19 protein-coding genes and 1 tRNA gene are annotated in these 19,361 nt (G+C 63.6%); 7 read left to right on the forward strand and 13 right to left on the reverse strand.

The features are described 5' to 3' along the window. Positions 1–208: 208 nt before the first annotated feature. Both typA and LMTR21_RS39230 read left to right on the forward strand, forming a co-directional pair. A complete protein-coding gene (typA, locus tag LMTR21_RS39225; RefSeq protein WP_065753895.1) occupies positions 209–2,035 on the forward strand; it encodes a translational GTPase TypA in 1,827 nt (608 codons plus the stop codon). 171 nt (positions 2,036–2,206) lie between these two features. Further along, on the forward strand, positions 2,207–3,466 hold the full coding sequence (locus LMTR21_RS39230; protein WP_065753896.1) for a flavin monoamine oxidase family protein: 1,260 nt from the start codon (positions 2,207–2,209) through the stop codon (positions 3,464–3,466). 105 nt (positions 3,467–3,571) lie between these two features. Here LMTR21_RS39230 and LMTR21_RS39235 read toward each other — a convergent pair whose 3' ends face one another. From LMTR21_RS39235 to LMTR21_RS39250, 4 genes are read right to left on the reverse strand one after another with little or no spacing between them, the layout of a single operon-like run. Continuing rightward, positions 3,572–3,979 carry a thiol-disulfide oxidoreductase DCC family protein gene (locus LMTR21_RS39235; protein WP_065753897.1) on the reverse strand — a complete coding sequence of 136 codons (408 nt, stop codon included), beginning with the start codon at positions 3,977–3,979 and terminating at the stop codon, positions 3,572–3,574. Between the two features lie 10 nt (positions 3,980–3,989). After that, complete coding sequence (locus tag LMTR21_RS39240) at positions 3,990–5,309, reverse strand: SDR family oxidoreductase (protein WP_065753898.1); 1,320 nt, start codon at positions 5,307–5,309, stop codon at positions 3,990–3,992. 6 nt (positions 5,310–5,315) lie between these two features. After that, positions 5,316–5,783, reverse strand: a complete 468-nt coding sequence (locus tag LMTR21_RS39245; RefSeq protein ID WP_065753899.1) for a DUF2269 family protein — start codon at positions 5,781–5,783, stop codon at positions 5,316–5,318. Next, positions 5,780–6,679 (reverse strand): alpha/beta hydrolase family protein, encoded by a 900-nt coding sequence (locus LMTR21_RS39250; RefSeq protein ID WP_065753900.1) that lies wholly within the window; start codon positions 6,677–6,679, stop codon positions 5,780–5,782. Before LMTR21_RS39250 ends, LMTR21_RS39245 begins: the two co-directional genes overlap by 4 nt. A gap of 289 nt (positions 6,680–6,968) precedes the next feature. On the opposite strand from LMTR21_RS39250, the gene LMTR21_RS39255 reads away from it, so the two are divergent. The 3 genes from LMTR21_RS39255 (at position 6,969) to LMTR21_RS39265 (ending at position 9,801) form a co-directional block, all read left to right on the forward strand. Then, entirely contained in the window at positions 6,969–7,478 is a 510-nt protein-coding gene (locus LMTR21_RS39255; protein WP_057834892.1) for a GNAT family N-acetyltransferase, read from the forward strand. A gap of 179 nt (positions 7,479–7,657) precedes the next feature. Further along, positions 7,658–8,188, forward strand: coding sequence for an inorganic diphosphatase (ppa, locus tag LMTR21_RS39260; RefSeq protein ID WP_057834891.1), 531 nt, complete (start codon positions 7,658–7,660; stop codon positions 8,186–8,188). A 140-nt stretch (positions 8,189–8,328) separates the two neighbouring features. Then, positions 8,329–9,801: a M20 family peptidase gene (locus LMTR21_RS39265; RefSeq protein WP_148636054.1), complete on the forward strand. Its 1,473-nt coding sequence runs from the start codon at positions 8,329–8,331 to the stop codon at positions 9,799–9,801. 118 nt (positions 9,802–9,919) lie between these two features. Here LMTR21_RS39265 and folD read toward each other — a convergent pair whose 3' ends face one another. From folD to LMTR21_RS39280, 3 genes are read right to left on the reverse strand one after another with little or no spacing between them, the layout of a single operon-like run. Continuing rightward, complete coding sequence (gene folD, locus LMTR21_RS39270; RefSeq protein ID WP_065753902.1) at positions 9,920–10,804, reverse strand: bifunctional methylenetetrahydrofolate dehydrogenase/methenyltetrahydrofolate cyclohydrolase FolD; 885 nt, start codon at positions 10,802–10,804, stop codon at positions 9,920–9,922. A gap of 1 nt (position 10,805) precedes the next feature. Further along, positions 10,806–11,135, reverse strand: coding sequence for a DUF167 domain-containing protein (locus tag LMTR21_RS39275; protein ID WP_065753903.1), 330 nt, complete (start codon positions 11,133–11,135; stop codon positions 10,806–10,808). Positions 11,136–11,142: 7 nt separating this feature from the next. Beyond that, entirely contained in the window at positions 11,143–11,433 is a 291-nt protein-coding gene (locus LMTR21_RS39280; protein ID WP_057834887.1) for a YggT family protein, read from the reverse strand. A 194-nt stretch (positions 11,434–11,627) separates the two neighbouring features. Here LMTR21_RS39280 and LMTR21_RS39285 point away from each other — a divergent pair. After that, positions 11,628–11,703, forward strand: a tRNA-Ala gene (locus tag LMTR21_RS39285). 108 nt (positions 11,704–11,811) lie between these two features. Here the strand turns inward: LMTR21_RS39285 and LMTR21_RS39290 are convergent. From LMTR21_RS39290 to LMTR21_RS39305, 4 genes are all read right to left on the reverse strand, one after another. Beyond that, positions 11,812–12,624, reverse strand: coding sequence for an enoyl-CoA hydratase (locus LMTR21_RS39290; RefSeq protein WP_065753904.1), 813 nt, complete (start codon positions 12,622–12,624; stop codon positions 11,812–11,814). Between the two features lie 123 nt (positions 12,625–12,747). Further along, positions 12,748–13,548 (reverse strand): glutamine amidotransferase, encoded by an 801-nt coding sequence (locus LMTR21_RS39295; RefSeq protein WP_065753905.1) that lies wholly within the window; start codon positions 13,546–13,548, stop codon positions 12,748–12,750. A 164-nt stretch (positions 13,549–13,712) separates the two neighbouring features. Further along, positions 13,713–14,492 carry an SDR family NAD(P)-dependent oxidoreductase gene (locus tag LMTR21_RS39300; protein WP_065753906.1) on the reverse strand — a complete coding sequence of 260 codons (780 nt, stop codon included), beginning with the start codon at positions 14,490–14,492 and terminating at the stop codon, positions 13,713–13,715. Positions 14,493–14,720: 228 nt separating this feature from the next. Next, complete coding sequence (locus LMTR21_RS39305; RefSeq protein ID WP_065753907.1) at positions 14,721–15,227, reverse strand: tellurite resistance TerB family protein; 507 nt, start codon at positions 15,225–15,227, stop codon at positions 14,721–14,723. A 363-nt stretch (positions 15,228–15,590) separates the two neighbouring features. On the opposite strand from LMTR21_RS39305, the gene LMTR21_RS39310 reads away from it, so the two are divergent. After that, positions 15,591–16,067, forward strand: coding sequence for a cupredoxin domain-containing protein (locus LMTR21_RS39310; protein ID WP_065753908.1), 477 nt, complete (start codon positions 15,591–15,593; stop codon positions 16,065–16,067). A 157-nt stretch (positions 16,068–16,224) separates the two neighbouring features. Here the strand turns inward: LMTR21_RS39310 and LMTR21_RS39315 are convergent, their stop codons facing one another. Together LMTR21_RS39315 and LMTR21_RS39320 are read right to left on the reverse strand one after the other, a co-directional pair. Beyond that, complete coding sequence (locus tag LMTR21_RS39315; RefSeq protein WP_065753909.1) at positions 16,225–17,634, reverse strand: adenylate/guanylate cyclase domain-containing protein; 1,410 nt, start codon at positions 17,632–17,634, stop codon at positions 16,225–16,227. Between the two features lie 204 nt (positions 17,635–17,838). After that, positions 17,839–19,224 carry a cytochrome P450 gene (locus LMTR21_RS39320; RefSeq protein ID WP_065753910.1) on the reverse strand — a complete coding sequence of 462 codons (1,386 nt, stop codon included), beginning with the start codon at positions 19,222–19,224 and terminating at the stop codon, positions 17,839–17,841. Between the last annotated feature and the right edge of the window lie 137 nt (positions 19,225–19,361).

Consider the following 19,361-nt stretch of genomic DNA (forward strand, 5'->3'; position numbering starts at 1 on the left):
CAAACCATTGTTTTTTGGCGTTTTCTGAATATATTGCGCCGCAACGCGTAAGGTGTGCCCGGTCCTTTTGGCCGGGCTTCCTTTTTGGGGCCGGGTTTGAGGCCAGGGCCCCGTTCGCATCCCAGGTTTCGAGCGCGATCCGGAAAAGTGGGTCCCGGTTTTCCGGTGAGATCGCGCTTCCACCATTTGCACGACCAGAAGAAGAGCCATGAACCTTCGTAACGTCGCCATCATCGCCCACGTCGACCACGGCAAGACCACCCTCGTCGACCGCCTGCTGCAGCAATCCGGCACCTATCGCGAGAACCAGAAGGTGACCGAGCGCGCGATGGACTCCAACGACCTGGAGCGCGAGCGCGGCATCACCATTCTGGCCAAGGCCGCTTCGGTGCAGTGGAAGGACACACGCATCAACATCGTCGATACTCCCGGCCACGCCGATTTCGGCGGCGAGGTCGAGCGCATCCTGAACATGGTCGATGGCGCGCTGGTGCTGGTCGACGCCGCCGAAGGTCCGCTGCCGCAGACCAAGTTCGTGGTCTCCAAGGCGCTCAAGGTCGGGCTGAAGCCGATCGTCGTCATCAACAAGGTCGACCGTCCCGACGCGCGCCCGACCGAAGTCATCAACGAGGTGTTCGACCTGTTCGCCGCGCTGGACGCCAGCGAGGAGCAGCTCGATTTCCCGATCCTCTACGGATCGGCCAAGCAGGGCTGGATGGCCGACAGCCCGGACGGCTCCCACGATGCCGGCATGCAGCCGCTGTTCGACCTGATCGTGCGCCACGTCGCGCCGCCGAGCGTCGAGGAAGGTCCGTTCCGGATGATCGGCACCATCCTCGAAGCCAACCCCTATCTCGGCCGCATCATCACCGGTCGCATCACCTCGGGCGCGATCAAGCCAAACCAGCAGGTGAAGGTGCTGGGCGCCGACGGCAAGACCATCGAGCAGGGCCGCATCACGAAAATCCTCGCCTTCCGCGGTATCGAGCGCACCCCGCTGGACGAAGCCGAAGCCGGCGACATCGTCGCGATTGCGGGCCTGACCAAGGGCACCGTCGCCGACACCTTCTGCGATCCGAGCGTAGAGACACCGCTGCAGGCGCAGCCGATCGATCCGCCGACGGTGTCGATGTCGTTCATCGTCAACAACTCCCCGCTCGCCGGCACCGAAGGTGACAAGGTGACGAGCCGCATGATCCGCGACCGCCTGCTGCGCGAGGCCGAAGGCAATGTCGCGCTGCGCGTGGTGGAAGCCGCCGACAAGGATTCCATGGAGGTGTCGGGCCGCGGCGAATTGCAGCTCGCGATCCTGATCGAGACCATGCGCCGCGAAGGCTTTGAGCTGTCCGTGTCGCGTCCGCGCGTCGTGCTGCAGAAGGACGAAGCCACCGGCCAGTGGCAGGAGCCGATCGAGGAAGTCGTGATCGACGTCGACGAGGAGCATTCCGGCGTCGTCGTGCAGAAGATGAGCGAGCGCAAGGCCGAGATGATCGAGATGCGCCCCTCCGGCGGCAACCGCCTGCGGCTGGTGTTCTACGCGCCGACCCGCGGCCTGATTGGCTATCAGGGCGAACTGCTGACCGACACCCGCGGCACCGCGATCATGAACCGCCTGTTCCACGGCTACGCCAACTACAAGGGCGACATCCAGGGCCGCCGCAACGGCGTGCTGATCTCCAACGATCAGGGTGAGGCGGTGGCTTACGCCATGTTCAAGCTGGAAGACCGCGGCCCGATGATGATCGAGCCCGGGTGGAAGGTCTACAAGGGCATGATCGTCGGCGAGCACACCCGCGACAACGATCTTGAGATCAACGTGCTCAAGGGCAAGCAGCTCACCAACATCCGCACCACCTCCAAGGACGAAGCGGTGCGCCTGACGCCGCCGATCCGGATGACGCTGGAAAAGGCGCTGGCCTATATCGAGGACGACGAACTGGTCGAAGTGACCCCGAAGTCGATCCGCCTGCGCAAGAAGTTTTTGGACGCCAACGACCGCAAGCGCGCGGAAAAGGCCAAGGAAGCGGTGGCGTAAGCGCCCCGCCCTACCCGTCGTCCCCCGCGAAGGCGGGGGACCCAGTACGCCGAGACCTCTCGATTCAATCACAAATGCCTCTTGAATACTGGATCACCCGCCTTCGCGGGTAACGACGGTTGTGTGCGGGATGGCTTCAGGCGCGCCGGCGAACATGCTAGAGCCAAGGGCATGACGTCCCTCCCCTCCTCAGTCGATGTCGCCATCATCGGCGCCGGCGCTGCCGGCCTCGGCGCCGCGAATGCGCTGAAGGATTCCGGCCTCTCCGTCCTCGTGCTGGAAGCGCGCGACCGCGTCGGCGGCCGTGCCCACACGATCATGGCCTCGCCCGACGTCACCTTCGACGTTGGCTGCGGCTGGCTGCATTCGGCGGACGAGAATTCCTTCGTCAAAATCGCCGAACAGCTCGGCTTCGAAATCAACCGATCACTGCCGCCCTGGCGCGAGCGCGCCCATGGCAAGGCGTTCCCGCAGGAAGACCGCGACGACTTCATCCGCGCGCTGAACGCATTCTATGACCGCGCCGAGCAGGCCGCGGCGGAAGCGGAGAAGAGCGGTCGCGACGCCGTCGCCAGCCTTTATCTGGAAGCCGGCAATCGCTGGAATCCGATGATCGACGCGATCTCGACTTACGTGAACGGCTGCGAGCTCGATCAGGTCTCCATTCTCGACATGGACGCCTATGAGGACACCGACATCAACTGGCGCGTCCGCCGCGGCTACGGCGCCCTCGTTGCAGCCTACGGCGCGACATGCCAAGTCGCGCTCAATTGCGCGGTGACGCTGATCGATCACGCAGGCAAGCGCGTCCGCATCGAGACCTCGCGAGGTTCGCTGACCGCGGACAAGGTAATCGTCACCGTGCCGACCAATCTGATCGCCGACGAATCGATCCGCTTTCACCCCGCGCTATCAGCCAAGGTCGACGCCGCGCGCGGCCTGCCGCTCGGCCTCGCCGACAAGGTGACGCTGGCGCTGGACGAGCCGGAGGCGCTGCCGATCGAGGGCAATCTGCGCGGCGCCACCATGCGCACCGCGATGGGCACCTATCACATCCGCCCATTCGGCCAGCCCTGCATCGAAGGCTTCTTCGGCGGCCGTTACGCGCAATCGCTGGAAGATGCCGGCGATGGCGCGATTGCCGCAGCCAGCATCGACGAGATCGTCTCATTCCTCGGCAACGATTTCCGCCGCAAGCTGAAGCCGCTCGCCGAGTCGCGCTGGGCCCACGACCCGTTTGCGCGCGGCTCCTACTCGCACGCGCTGCCGGGACATGCGGGGGATCGGGCGGTACTGGCAGCGCCGGTCGACGGCCGGCTGTTCTTTGCGGGAGAAGCGACCTCGCCGGAGTTCTTCACGACCGCGCACGGGGCGCGGGATAGCGGTGAGAGGGCGGCGGAGGAAGTGAAGGCTTCGCAGATCAAGTCTTGAGGCCTCGCACCGTCATTGCGAGGAGCGAAGCGACGAAGCAATCCATTTCTGAGCTTGCCGTGACATGGATTGCTTCGCTTCGCTCGCAATGACGATTGAGGCGATCTACTCCATCACCCTCGCCCGCATCTCCGCATCCGGCACGAAGCATTCTTCATACTTCCCGAAAATCCGATAGCGATTTTTCGCGACCAGACTGTAGACCGCATCCCGCAACGGTTTCGGCACGGCAAACAGCATGCGCGTCCATCGCCATCCCGGCAGCGCGCTCAGCACCGTCAGCGCCGCATCCGATTTGAAATATGCGACGCCGCCATGGACCACCGCGTTGGTGTCGGGATCATCGGGATCGATGCCGAACGCCTGCGCCAGCCTTGTGCCATACGCTGACTGGATCGCGGTGAAGCGAAACCTGCGCGCGACGTCCCGTGTCGCGACGAAGCGGACCCAGCGTGAACAGAACACGCAGACGCCGTCGTAGAGGATCACGTCATCGTCTGGCCAGTCGATCATAGGCTTGGGCTCATCGATTATCCAATGTTACCAGCGCCACCAGCATCAGTACGATCGCAGGACCCGTCTTCACCAGCGCGCCGAGCGGCTCGATCCAGAGGTCGGGCGTCAGGATTGCGGCGCCGATCATATAGCCGAGTGATGCGATTATACCCGCGATCAGGCCGAACGCCGCGGTGCGGCGGAATGCGATCAGAACGCCGATGCTCATGTCCATCAGGCTGGTGCCGACGGTGATGGGGTCGACAAGCCATGGCGGAAAGCCGTGGCTGCGCAGGATTCCGGCCGCCGCGTCATAGGAGATCACGAGCGCAATGAAGCCCGATACGACCCAGAACAGCACGAGGCTTGCGATGACAAGCGCCTTGATCGGGAACAGCCGGGCAAACCATTTGTCCTGAATGGTCGCCATGCGTCTTCCCGCCATCTGCCCGATCGTCTTCGGTATGATGCCGGTGGCGCTCATCCAGTCCGCGGGACTGCCGCTGACACCGCGGCGCAGCTCCGCGATTGCCGTGGTGCGCATCGGCGGCACCCAGCCAAGCAGGCTCGAGAGATCGCCGAGCCTGGCGCCGAGGTCGAGCAGGAACGTCGGCATCGCAAAGCGCCGCCATCTGATGGTGCCGAACACCTCGCGGAATTGATCGATTACGTCGCCGAGCGTGACCGGCTGCTCCTGCATCAGGTCCCATGTCACGGCGTTCACCTCGCCGGGATCGCGCTCGGCCAGCCAGGCAATCGTCGCGGCGATGTCCTCCATGGCGACCGGCTGGAACGGCGTGTGCCGTTCGGCGGGCGGAAGATCGATCGGAAGTGCGGCGAGCGAACGCAGCATGGCACTTCCGCCATAGGCGGCCAAAGCCACCACGAAGCCCGGCCGCAGGATCGCGTACGGGATGCCGGATTCGGCGATCAGCCGTTCGCCCTCGCGCTTGGTGGTGCTGAAGGAAGTGGCGTCGGTGCCGGCGGTGCCGGGAATCGAGATATGCACCAGTCGGATCATGTGGCGGCATTCGCGGATCGCCTGCAACAGGCGCGCCACGAATTCGCGATGCACGGCGGCTGTGTCGCTGCCGGGACCGTCCTGCAGCACGCCGACGCAATTGACGACGACGCCGATGCCGTGATCGCGCAGCAGCCGCGCCAGCGCCGGCGTGTCCATCGACATGATCGGCAGTTCGAGATCGAGCGCGCCGTCCTTCTGCGAAGCGGCCAGTTTGCGGGCGACGCCGACCACGCGAAATCCCCGCGCGCGCAGATCGTCGGTGACGAAGCGGCCGATCAGGCCGGAAGCGCCGAGCACCAGGATTTTTCGGATGTCGGCGTTCATGCGTGTCTAAAGCGGTTTGGCGATCATCAACCAGAGAATAGCCATGACTGAGCCAAATCCGGGAATCCCGAACCAAAACCAGCGGTGGAAAAGTGCGAAATAGCGCGGCGGCAACTCCCGGTTTTGCTCCGCCGCCTTGCGCGCGAGGTCGCGCATTTCGATCTGCATGAAGATAACAGGCACCCAGAACAGCCCCACGACCGCATAGAGCCCGAGCGAGGTCAGCAGCCATCGCTCGCTCCATGCGGTGGAGGACAGCCACATCAGCACGCCGCCGCTCACCGGCTGCAGCAGCACCGCCGTGAGCGTGAACAGCATGTCGGCGATCACGACAGTCCCGGCCGTGTGCGCGATGAATGCCGCGTCGCGGCTGCGATGCGCCATCAGCATGAAGAACGCGATGCCGGCGCCGGTGCCGAGGATGACGATGGCGCCGATCACATGCAGATATTTGACCAGGAAATACAGCGTCATGGCTTCTTCGCCTGATTTGGAGACCGCGCCTTCAAGGCGCGATCGAGTTCGCCTGCGGCGAGCTTGACGCCATCATCGGTTTCCACAAGCCAGTGGCCCTCGCTGCCATGAGCCGGCAGCACCCGAAAATCGGCCTTGCCGCCGGCGCCACGAAACGCATCGGCCAGTTGGCGCGACAGCGCCGGCGAAAAATAGCTGTCATTGGCGGCCACCAGCCAGATTACTTTCACGCGCGCCGCCCTGCCGAACTCGCCCGCCGCCGCGGTCAGCGTATGCGGCGCGCAGACCCGGTTGGGGAGATCATTGGCATGCCCGCCGCGCCCCGGCGCGAACGCGACGATCGCTGCAATGCTCTTCGGATCTTCGCCCGCCAGCGCCAGCGCGCCCCAGGCGCCGGCCGAATGGCCGATCACGACCATGCCCTCGGGACGAATGAAGGGTTGCCTGCGCATGAACCCCGCCGCGGCGGCGATTGTATCAGCCGTGGCGCGGCCAGCCTTCGCATAATCGGCCTCGTCGCAGCCGCCCTGATCCTCGACGTATTTTCCGCCCGTCGCGCCATGGCCGGGACGTTCGGGGACCAGCACCGCAAAACCGCGGCCCACCAGCCAGGCGGCGAGCGCGCGGTATTCGGGTTGCAGCATTTGCGCCCGCCGCAACACGTTCTGGGTGGAGGCGTGCGCGATCACGGCCAGCGGAAACGGTCCCTCGCCTGATGGCCTGAACAGCACCGCATGCGCAACCGTTACAGGATCGGGCGCAGGCACCAGCCAGTGCTGCCGGCGATATGGCTCGCCTTCCGTGCCTTGCGCACCGGGGCCGGGCTGCGCGGATGCGGCCCTGACACCAAGCGCGGCAACGAGAACCAGCGCAAAAAGCAGGTTTAGCGGGTGCATGAACTGGCCTGATGCAGCCGAAGGAGGGGCGTATTGCGACGTCACCAACAGAATACCGCCGCCGAATCAAATCCAGCGCATTTTTCCGTGAACGAAAGTCGCGGAGGCGTTGGGCTGGATGCTTCCGACAACCGTTTCGCCTCCGTCGCATCAGGGAATACCAGTTGGGACAGCACCCTTGTCCTCTTTCGATACATACGACGCTAAAACTGATGCACAAAATCCACAGGTTAACCCATAATTAACGATGGACCTTGAAGCCGGCCCGCCGACTTGCTTTGATTAGCTCATGAGCACAACCCTGATCGAGGTTCGACCCGCCAAGGCTGCAGACGCAGCCGCGGTGGCGGCTACCCATGATGAAGCCTGGCGGTCCGCCTATCAGGGCATCATTCCGGGCGCCGAGCTCGAAAAGCTCATCAACCGCCGCGGCCCGCAATGGTGGGACAGCGCGATCCGCAAGGGCAGCCGCGTCAGCGTGCTGGTGTTCGGCGACAAGGTCGCGGGCTACGCCAATTACGGCCGCAACCGCGCCCGCAGCCTGCATTTCGAAGGCGAGATTTACGAGCTCTATCTGCGGCCGGAATTCCAGGGCCTCGGCTTCGGTCGCCGCCTGTTCACCGCCGCCCGCCGCGACCTGATGCAGAGCGGGCTGAAGAGCATGGTGATTTGGGCGCTGTCGGACAATGATCCGGCGACGGAGTTTTACCGCGCGCTCGGCGGCCGCATGGTGGCCCGCTCCTCGGAGAAGTTCGGGCCCAAATCGCTCGATAAAGTCGCCTTCGCCTGGACCAACTGAAGCTCTTTGTTTTGAGCATGATCTCCGCGCAAACGCTTGCGTTTGTCGCGCGGAAAACCGGTACCCACTTTTCCGGATCATGCTCGAATTCAGCCTTTTCCCTGCTCCGCTGCGGGTCTAAAGGGACCCTGACGCGCGCCTGATTCCAGGCGCCATTTCAACGCCAAGCGGAGTTCCTAATGCGCATTGACGCCATCCCGATCGGAGTAAATCCGCCCCACGACGTCAACGTCATCATCGAGGTGCCGGTAGGCGGCGAGCCGATCAAATATGAAATGGACAAGGAAGCCGGCACGCTGGTGGTCGATCGCTTCCTCTACACGGCGATGCGCTATCCCGGCAATTACGGCTTCATCCCGCACACGCTGTCAGGCGACGGCGACCCCTGCGACGTGCTGGTCGCCAATACCCGCGCGATCGCGCCGGGCGCGGTGATGAGCGTGCGGCCGGTCGGCGTGCTGCTGATGGAGGACGAAGCCGGCGGCGACGAGAAGATCATCGCCGTGCCGTCATCAAAATTGACCCAGCGCTACGACAAGGTTCGCAACTACAGCGACCTCCCCGACATCACGCTGCAGCAGATCCAGCACTTCTTCGAGCACTACAAGGATCTCGAAAAAGGCAAGTGGGTGAAGGTGCTGCGCTGGTGCGACGCCAACGACGCCCACCGGCTGATCCTGGAAGGCATCGAGCGCGCGAAGAAGAAGTAGGCGGGGCTTCGCAGAACGAAGGACGTTCTTTCACCGTCATGGCCGGGCTCGTCCCGGCCATCCACGTCTTCGGCGCTGCTGGACTGTTAAGACGTGGATGCCCGGCACAGGGCCGGGCATGACGAGATGGTGGGGCTATCATGCGCCGGCTGATCCGCAACATCCTGCTGCTCGTGGTCGCAGCGGTCCTGATCCTCGCCGGCGTTCTCGCATTCAACACCTTCACCCACGGCTCGCGCCAGCTTCAGGTCGCTTCCGTGCCGCGCGCGCCCGTCGATGCACAGGCCGTAGCGGCGCGTCTTGCTGAAGCCATCCGCTTCCGCACCATTTCCAGCTACGAACAACCCGACCAGCACGCCGACGCGCTGCGCGACATGCACGCGCATATCGAAAAGAGCTTTCCGGCCTTTCATGCCGCGGCCAGGCGCGAACTCGTCGGCAATTTCAGCCTGCTCTACACGTGGGAAGGCTCGGATCCGAAGGCGCGGCCGATCGCCTTCCTCGCCCATCAGGACGTCGTCCCGATTGCGCCGGGCACCGAGAAGGACTGGCAGCAGCCGCCCTTTGACGGCGTGATCGCTGACGGCTTCATCTGGGGCCGCGGCTCCTGGGACGACAAGGGCAACCTCTATTCCATGCTGGAAGCCGCCGAAGCCATGGCCAAGGCCGGCTTCCGACCCAAGCGAACGATCTATTTTGCTTTCGGCCATGACGAGGAGACGGCGGGCACGGCGGGCGCCAAACCGATCGCGGCATTGCTTGCCTCGCGCGGCGTCCGCCTCGATTTCGTGATCGACGAGGGCCTCCTGATCACCGAAGGCATCATGAAGGGGCTCGACAAGCCGGCCGCACTGATCGGTGTTGCGGAAAAAGGCTATGTCACGCTGGTGCTGAACGCGCAGGCGACACCCGGTCATTCGTCGATGCCGCCACGCGATACCGCAATCGGCATGATGAGCGCGGCGCTGGCGCGGCTCGAAGACCACCGCCTGCCGATGCAGATCCGCGGCACGGTCGCGGAAATGTTCGACACGCTGGCGCCCGAGATGTCCGGTTTCAACCGCGTGGTGCTGTCGAACCTCTGGCTGTTCAAGCCGCTGCTGTTGCGCGAATTCGAAAAGAGCGGGCCGACCGAGGCGACCGTGCGCACCACCACCGCGCTGACGATCTTCAACGCCGGCGACAAGGACAACGTGCTGCCCGGCAACGCCGAGGCCACCGTCAATTTCCGCCTGATCCCCGGCGACACGCAAGGGAGCGTGACCGAGCATGTCCGCCGCACGATCGCCAACGATCGGATTTCCATCAAACCGTTTCCCGGCAACACCGACCCGCCGCCGGTGACACCGACGGCAAGCCCGTCGTTCCAGATGCTCAACCGCACCATCCGGGAAGTCTATCCAGACGTGATCGTCGCGCCCGGCCTGATGGTCGCTGCCACCGACTCGCGCCACTACGCAGGAATTACCGACAAGATCTTCCGCTTCTCGCCGGTGCGCGCAAACTCGGATGATCTGAAGCGCTTCCACGGCACCAACGAACGCCTCTCGATCGAGGGTTATGCCGATATGATCCGGTTCTACCGGCGACTGATCGAGAACGCGGCGGGCTGAGGACTTAGTCGTCATTCCGGGATGGTCCGAAGGACCAGACCCGGAATCTCGAGATTCTCAGGGGCGCGAGGGGCGCCCCATAGTTCGATGCTTCGCATAGCCCCGGAATGACCGCAACCTACACCGCCGGCTTCGGTAACCCGCTAATCGCACACGCTGCGCGCAGCGTGTTGACCAGGAGGCAGGCCACCGTCATCTGTCCGACGCCGCCCGGCACTGGCGTGATCGCGCCTGCCACCTCGGCGACTTCCTTGAACGCGACGTCGCCGACGAGGCGGGTCTTGCCGTCGGGCAGCGGCGTGCGGTTGATGCCGACATCGATCACGGTGGCGCCGGGCTTGATCCAGTTCGCTTTCACCATCTCCGGCTTGCCGACGGCGGCATAGACCAGATCGGCGCGGGCGCAGAGTTGCGGCAAATCCTTGGAGCGCGAATGCGCGATCGTCACCGTCGCATTTTCATTCAGCAGCAATTGCACCAGCGGGCGGCCGACCAGGTTGGAGCGGCCGATGACGATCGCGTTCATGCCTTCCAGCGAGGCATGCACGCTCTTGGTCAAAATGATGCAGCCCAGCGGCGTGCAGGGCGACAGCGCGGCAAAGCCGCCGGCCAGCCGTCCCGCATTGTTCGGATGTAGGCCATCGACATCCTTGGCCGGATCGATCGCGTTGATGACGGTTTCGGTATGGATCGATTTCGGCAGCGGCAATTGCACGAGAATGCCGTGCACGGCGGGATCGCGGTTGAGCTTTGCGATCAGCGCGAGCAGATCGGCCTGCGCGACATCGGCGGGCAGCTTGTGCTCGAACGAGGCCATGCCGGCGGCCTGGGTCTGCGTATGCTTGCTGCGGACATAGACTTCGCTGGCGGGATCATTGCCGACCAGCACCACCGCAAGGCCCGGCGTCAGCCGATGCTCGCGCTTGACCCGCGCGACCTCTTCCGCGACGCGGGCGCGAAGCTCCGCAGCAATGACCTTTCCGTCGATAATGCGTGCCGTCATCTCAATCCTTCGTCTTCGATTTTTCGCCTGCCGCTTTTCGGAGCGTTTCGCCGAGCATTTTGGGATCGCCGTCGACGGCGACCTGCTTGAGGCGCGAGGTGACGCCTGACAGAATCTTCACTCTCGCCTTCGGCACCCCCAGCGCCTTGGCCAGCAATTCGGTTACCGCCCGGTTGGCCTCGCCACCCTCGGCAATGGCGCGGACGCGCACCTTGACCACGCTGCGTCCGTTGGCAAGCGTCTCGATGCCGTCGATATCGTCACGGCCGCCGCGCGGCGTCACCCGCAGCGCGATGCTGATGCCCTCACTGGAATAGCGCCAGGGATCCATCAGCGCGCTAAACGACCAAGGGCATCACGTTGTAGGCGAGCAGCTTCTGAACGAGGATGATGAGCAGGATCAGGATGATCGGCGAGATGTCGAGTCCACCCAGATTGGGCATGAACCTGCGGATCGGCGCCAGCGCCGGCTCGGTGATCCGGTACAGGAACTCGGCCACCGCCGCCACGAACTGGTTGCGGGTGTTGACGACATTGAAAGCGATCAACCACGACAGGATAGCCGAGGCGATCAGCAGCCAGATGTAGAGATCCAAGACAATAAGGATGACTTCCAGGATAGCGCGCATGTGGAGGGGGCTCGCGAGGAGGGATATTCAGCTAGATATCGGTTCATACCCCCGCAAACAAGGGAAGTTCCCGGCAAAAAGACGCCAAAATCGGCCATTTCAAGTTTCTTGCACCGTTCTTGACTTGGCCTTGGGCCGGACTGTAAATGACGCCGATTGTCGGCTGCTTCGGGTCACCTTGAGGCAGTCGCGACGGGGCCATAGCTCAGCTGGGAGAGCGCGTCGTTCGCAATGACGAGGTCGGCGGTTCGATCCCGCCTGGCTCCACCAGCCTTCGCGGGCTGCGCCTGCTTCGGCTCGGCAAGCCCTCTCGTAGCGAAGGCTGCCTCGGCGTAGCCCGAAGGGCGAAGACGGGCCTAGGCAAGCCCCCACAGCCCCTCACTTCCCCGTAAACCTTGGCGGCCGCTTCTCCACGAAGCTCGCCACCCCCTCCCGAAAATCACTCCCCTTCAGCGCGATCTGCATTTCGCGGTTGGCGTCGATGGTGGCTTCCGCCAGCGTCTGGAACGGCACGTCGTAGAGCTGGCGCTTGATCACCGAAATGGCGCTGGGCGAGACGAAATCGGCGAGATCGCGCGCATATGCATAAGTCTGCTCGCGCAACTGCTCCGGCGGATAGAGCCGGTTGACCAGCCCGATCCGCAGCGCTTCCTCGCTTCCCACCCGCCGCGCGGACATCAACAGATCGAGCGCATTGGCGTGGCCGACGATGCGCGGAAGCATCCAGCTGATGCCATGCTCGGCGATCAGCCCGCGGCGCGCGAACGAGGTGGTGAAGACGGTGTTGTCGGCGGCAAAGCGCAGGTCGCAATAGAGCGCATGGACGAGGCCGATGCCGGCGGTGGCGCCGTTGAGCATGCCGATCACGGGTTTGGGGATCGCCGGATAATAGGCGTAGCGCGTCTGCCAGTCCGCCCGGCGATTCATGTCGAAGGACGGCGTATTCTCGCCGCGCCTGATTTCGCTGGGATCGATGGCCTTCAAGGCCTCCATGTCTGCGCCTGCGCAGAAGGCGCGGCCGGCGCCGGTGAGGATGATGACGCGGACATTGTCGTCGCCGGCCGCCGCCTCCATCGCGTGGCGGACGTCGCGCTCCATGGTCGCGGTCCATGCATTCATCCGGTCGGGCCGGTTGAGCGTGATGGTCGCGATCTTGTCGCTCACCTCGTAGAGAATGTGCTGATAGGTCACGGCGATCTCCCTGTTGATTTCTTATTGGCGTTTGACGCGCGAGCTCTTTGGCCGCGGCAACATTATCACATCAGGGGTTTTTGAAAGACGTCCGAAACGCGCGGGGAAAATTCCGCGTGGCGGCTATTCGGCAGCTTCCAGCATGACAGCTTGCGGCACGCGCGCGATCCATCCCGCGATGAAATTCTTCAACCACGCGCGTTCGGCCACGTCGTGCACCGCGCGGCTCTCGAAGTGAAGGTGACGCGGTTGCGCGCCCGGCGAATCCATGCGCACGCAGCCGCGCGTGGTCCAGCGATGCATCATCGCGTAGGTGACGTCGGGATGAAACTGCAGGCCGAATGCATGACCGTGCTGAAAGGCCTGCACCGGAAAGTCGTCGCCTTCGGCAAGCAGCTCAGTGCCATCAGGCAACTGAAATCCTTCGCCGTGCCAATGATAGACGAGCGCCGGCCAGTCGGGGCAGAGCGCATGTCCGGCCTCGGTGGGGCGGATCGGATAGTAGCCGACCTCGACCCGCCCCTCGTGATGTGGCGCGACGGGCGCGCCCAATTGTTTGGCAAGCATCTGCGCGCCCAGGCAGATGCCGAGAAACGGCCGCTGTTCGCGCAGGGGAATTTCGATCCAGTCGATTTCGCGGCGGACATAGTCGTCGGAATCGTTGGCGCTCATCGGACCGCCGAAGATGACGGCGCCGGCATGCAGCGCCAGCGTTTCCGGCAAGGGATCGCCGAACCGCGGGCGCCGGATGTCGAGGGGGTAGCCGAGGGCGCGCAGGGCGTTGCCGACACGGCCCGGCGTCGAGGTCTCCTGGTGCAGGACGATCAGGATCGGCTTGAGCGGCGCGGCGTCAGGCGCACCCAACGCGCGTCGGCCCGGAAAGGGCAGCACGTTTTGGTGACTACTGTACGACCGGAACGACATCGCCGTTGCTCAGGTGCCTCGAATCGAAACCATACCTAAGTGAGTCTTAATTTCGCGTGAGTTCACGCACACAGCAAAAATGTAAGCAAACCGCGGGCCAGACGCGCTCAGGCGCCCGATCGCGGAGCGAACAGGCCGGGACACCGGAAAAACCCGGGATTTCCTTAGCGCTGGCGAAGCTGGAAACGGCCGACTGCCCCAAGGATAAAGGCGCGCGGGAAAAGTCTGAGCAGAAATGGCACGATCTTGATGCCGAGACCGGGCATCACTGCACGTTTGTTAGCCATAAATCCGCGATAGGCCTGCTGCGCCACATCGGCAGGCAAGACCTTGAGCAGCGCCGTATCGAATCCAGGCCGGAATCCGGCGCGCGCCTGGAATTCCGACGGCACGGGACCGGGACACAGCACCGTCACACGCACGCCATGCGGCGCCAACTCAGCGCGCATCGCCTCCGTAAATGACAGCACATAGGCCTTGGTGGCGTAGTAGATCGCCATCCCAGGCCCCGGCAGAAAGCCGGCGATCGAGCCGACATTGAGCAGGCCGCCGCGATTGCGGATCAACTGGTCCGAAAACCGCAGCGACAGATCGGTCAGCGCGCGGATGTTGACGGCGATCATGTCGAGCTGCTCGGCGCGGTCGCGCTGCACCGCCTTGCCGAACAGTCCGAAACCCGCATTGTTGACAACGTATTCGACCTCCACACCGGAAGCCGCCAGCGCCTCGGCAATCTTGTCGCCGCAGTCAGACTGCACGAGATCACAGGGAATGACGATCGGAGCCTTGCCGCCCGCCGCCGTGATCTCAGCAGCCAGCGCCGTCAGGCGATCGGCGCGCCGTGCCACCAGCGCCAGACGATGGCCATGGGATGCAAAGACGCGCGCCAGTTCGGTGCCTATTCCGGCCGATGCACCGGTAATCAGCGTCACACGCTCGGTCACGATCGAATGCTCTTGAAATCAATTGCAGGTGGTAGTGATAGCGATGGAACGAGAGCATAGGCGCGAGGTGTGACGCAAGCCACGTGCATGGCATATACCCATGCGCGGCTACGTGCTCCGGCAATTGAACCTGAATAGTTTCAGACGCATCGCAGATCTTCGCGGCTGACCGCAGGGCACATTAAAGTTTCGTCATCTGAGGGGAGCGCGCGATGGCGCCCGTCGCCGTCACGTCGCGGCGTCAGCCGTTTTCGAAACGCTGTCGGACAAGCCTGCCTGCCGCTGCTCTGCCACCTTGTGCTTCAGATCGATCCGGTCGCGTGATGAAATACCGAGCAGATCGGCCGCGCGCCAGACGACGTTGTCCTCGAATTCGCTGACCTGGCCGTCGGCGTATACCAGTTCCCACATCATCTCGATGATGCGAAGCCGGCCCTCTTCGTTGACCGAGCGCATGATGACGCTGGTGAAACGATAGAGATCCACTGCCTCGCCTTCGGCCCGCGTTGCCGATGCGATCAGATGATCCGCCTTGCCTGGATCGAGCTTGAAGCGACTCTCGATCAGAGAGTGCAATTTGCGCTTCTCGGCCGCGCTCGGATCGCCGTCGAGTGAGACGACGTGAACCAGCAGCGCGGTCGCAGCGAGCAGATAGCCGGTGTCGTCGAACGCGAGATCCGAATCCGCGCTGGGGGCAACGATATCGGCAATGAACTGGCGCAGTCCGTCGAGCATCACACTACCTTGCAAAATTCGAAGAAGCCGTTGAACGAATATGGGTTGAAGCTTTGGCCTTCGCAATCCGCGCGATGCGTGACGGATAACGTAAGCAGATTAAATCGGCGTCACGTTGAAGGTAGCGGAAAACTTCTGCGCGAAACCTGGGCAGCACCCATGGCCCGCTCAGCGAACCGCGCATCCTGTTGAGTCGAGGCGGGCAAGCGCCGGTTCAACGCGCGCAACCTTGCCGCATTCGGAAAGAAGGCGGCCGGTTGCGCGATTCGCCGCAGGAAGCAGGGCAATATCTAATTGCAAGTCATTCGCATTTGCATTAAGAATGAACTCGTTGTTTCAACAAGAGATTTCGGGGGAACGTGCATGACCATCTTCCGCTTCGCGCTTGGCGCGGCCGTTGTGCTTGGAATTGCTTCCGGAGCCGCGCTTGCGGCAGGTGACCTGTCGCGGCAGACGCCGATCGAGGTGACGGTCGATCTCGGCTCGCCCGGCAAACACGAATTCGCGCCGAAGCAGCTCAAGCTGGAAACGGGCAAGCTCTACAAGCTGATCCTGCGCAACGCGAGCAACGACCCGCATTACTTCACCTCGCACGCGTTCTCGCAGATGGTATTCACCCGCAAGGTCCAGGTGACGCAGCAGCAGAACGGCAAGACGGTCACCCTTGCCGAGTTCAAGGGCCCGATCCGCGAGGTCGAGGTCTATCCGGGACAATCTGCCGAATGGTGGCTGGTGCCAGTCGCGGCCGGCCGCGTCAACGATCTGCGCTGCGACATCAAGAGCAGCGACGGCAAGACCCACGCCGAGCTCGGCATGGTCGGCGAGATCGTGATCGAGTAGTGCGCACAAAGCATTTTAGGCAGCAGTCCATCCTCCGTCATGGCCGGGCTCGTCCCGGCCGTCCACGTCTTCCTTGCTTTCGATGCCGCAAAGACGTGATGCCCGGCACAAGGCCGGGCATGACGAGTTCGGTTTGCTGGCTCGCTCTCTAACCTTGTCACGGAATCTCGTACACCACCATCTTGTCGGCGATGCCGCGCAGCGCGGCTTCTTTCTGGATCGGCCTGATCGCCTCTTTCTGAAGGATGGTGGCGACCGCCGGCGATTCGATCACCGGACCCGTAATGTGGATCTCCTGCGAGGTCGACAGGCTCTGCACGCGCGACGCGATGTTGACGGTCTGGCCGAAATAATCCTGCCGCTCGTTCAGCATCACCGCCAAGCACGGCCCCTCGTGGATGCCGATCTTGACGATCAAATCCTCGCGGCCGCGCTCGGCATTCAGCGCCGCCATCGCCGCGCGCATGCGCAGACCCGCGACGATCGCATGTTCCGGCCTGATGAAGGTCGCCATCACGGCATCGCCGATCGTCTTCACGACCGCACCCTTCTCGGAAGCGATGATTTCGAGCAGTGCATGGAAATGCGCCCGCACAAGGTCGAAGGCGGCGAGATCGCCGACCCGCTCATAGAGCGCGGTGGAGCCCTTGAGGTCCGTGAACAGGAATGTCAGCGAGGTGATCTTCAAGCGCTGATCGACGTTGAGATTGTCCGCCTTGAACACGTCGCGAAAGGTCTGGTTCGACAGCATCCGCTTGGCGGTCAGGATCGGCTTGCGCTTGCCGAGCAGCTCATGAAGCGTATCGTTGGCGATCCAGACCGCGGGCAGCACCCGTGTATCAGTCTGGTTTTCGAGCGACAGGCGCAGCGGTCCCGGGCGCATCACCGTGGAGCCCGTCGGGGCATGCAGCTTGTTGAAGACGATCGAAAACAGCTGCCGCTCGCGGGTCGGCTCGCCCTGGACATCGAAGAAGTGCGCCGAATGCGTCACCGGCTCGAACACGATCACGAACTGATTGGGCAGTTGCAGCGACAGCACGGCCTTTTCGCCCGCCGGCAGTTCGATGGCTTCGAGCGAGACCTCGTCGATCAGCCGATTGATCGATTCTTCGCTCAGGTCCATGCCTGAGCTCCAGAACATCTGGCGGTTATATTCCCAGATCGGCAACGTGTTGGGATCGTGCGCGGCGATCCGCCGGACGCGCGGGCTGACCGTGAACGCGACCTCGACGCGGTCGTCGACGGAAGCCTCATAGCCTTGCGCGCACAGCGCGCAATTATAGTCGTCGTGGCGCAGCGATTTCAGCGTGTTGTGCGCACCGAGCACGCCGCCGCAGCCGGGACACAACACATTCCAGGTGAGATCGAACAGCCCGAGCCGCGCCGAATGCAGGAAGGCCGAAATGACCTTTTCCTCGTCGAGCCCGTAGCGCGCGGAAAAATCCAGCAGGTTGATCCGGTTGAGATCGCGATCCTCGCCCTTGGCGATCAGTTGCGAGATGGCGTCGACGACCGCGGGATCCGCGGTCTGCTTCAGGACTGAGAACTGGGCCTGGGTATCGCTCATGCTGACAACCTAGTCCTACTCTGTCACAAGCCCTTCATGGTGAGGAGCGCGAAGCGCGTCTCGCGCGCTCCTCAGGATGAGGAGGTTGAGCGGTTATGATGCTGTAGAACTAGATGACGCTACGGGACCAACTCCGCAAGGTGCTCCGTTCTTTCAGACGCGTTTTCCCGGCGCGAACCGGCAATCCGCCCGATCAAAAAAATACTACCGGGGCGTGATGGCAAACATCGGCGAACGGCTGGGCTGTGTCGTCACCACGCCGATCGGCATCACCGGCTCCTTGTCGACGAGCATGACGCGAAACGCACCTATCATCTTCGCCAGTGCCAGCGTGGCTTCGACCAGCGCGAAATGCGCGCCGATGCAGACGCGGGCGCCGACGCCGAACGGCAGATAGGCGAAGCGGTCGGGCGGCGTCCCGGTCATGAAACGCTGTGGGATGAAGGCGTTCGGATCGCGCCACAATTTTTCATGCCGGTGCAGCAGCCACGGCGCGATCAGGATCACGTCGTTCTTCTTGACCGGCAGACCAGCGATCGTGTCCGGCCCGCTCGCCGCGCGGGCGATCAGGAACGCCGGCGGATAGAGCCGCATGGTCTCGTCCATCACCACGCGGGTGAATTTCAGTCTGTCGATATCGAGCGCGCCGTTGACGGTTGCGTCCTGCACTTCCGCCGTCACCTGCTCCTGCGTGGCGGGATCGAGCGCCAGCAGATAGAGCGCCCAGAACAATGCCGTCGCCGTCGTCTCGTGGCCGGCGAGAATCATGGTCGCGACCTGGTCGCCGAGCTGTTCGTCGGTGAAGGCCTCGCCCGTCTCCGGATCGCGGGCGTCGCCCATCAGGTCGAACAGGTCGCGCGCCGGCGCGCCCGCGGTCTTGCCGGCGGCGCGGCGCTCGGCCATCAGCATGCCGACGAAGGCGGTCCAGCGCTTGCGGAAGCGGGCGCGCGAAATGTCCTGCGGGCTCGGCCAGCTCAGCGGCAACAGCATATCGAGGAAATGCGGGTGCGCCAGCCGCTCGCCATACTCCATCACGAAATCGCGCAAGGCGGAGCCGTGGCGGTCCATGGTGAACGAGAACATGGTGCGCCCGGCAATCTCGAGCGCCATCCGCTGCATTGCCTCGCGCAGATCGACGGGGGCGTTGCTGGCGGCTCGGAGCTTGGCGACCGTCTCGTCGGTCGCCGCCAGCATGTGCGGAACGAGCGGCGTCACCGCGCGCGGCGTGAACGCCGGCGCCAGCGTGCGGCGCTGATGTTTCCACGCCCGTCCTTCCGCGATCAGAAGGCCGTTGCCGAGAATCGGCCGCAGCACCCGGATGCCGACCGGCGTGCGCGTATAGTTTTCGTAATTGTCGACCAGCACATGCTTGATCGCATCCGGTATGTTGAGAATGAAGGTGCTGCGCCCGAAGAAGCGGCCCTGGACGATATCGTCCTCATAGGCCCGCCGGCCCCAACTGCCGATCGGACTTTCGCGGATCGCCTTCATCCGCCCGAACACCGTCATGTCGTCGGGCGCCCGTGGCGGGCTCGGTGGCACCAGCGGTGATCGCGCCACCGGCATGTCGTAGACTCCGGCAATGCTCATGGGTGCGACTCCCGTAACCCGGATGAGCGACGCGATATCCGGGATTCTGCCAAAGCCCCGCATATCGCTGCGCTCATGCGGGCTACGATCGTATTTAAGTCTTTGATCCGGGTGCCGCAAAGGCGCACCGATCCAAC

It is taken from the genome of Bradyrhizobium paxllaeri (assembly GCF_001693515.2).
In the GTDB taxonomy this organism is placed as follows: domain Bacteria; phylum Pseudomonadota; class Alphaproteobacteria; order Rhizobiales; family Xanthobacteraceae; genus Bradyrhizobium; species Bradyrhizobium paxllaeri.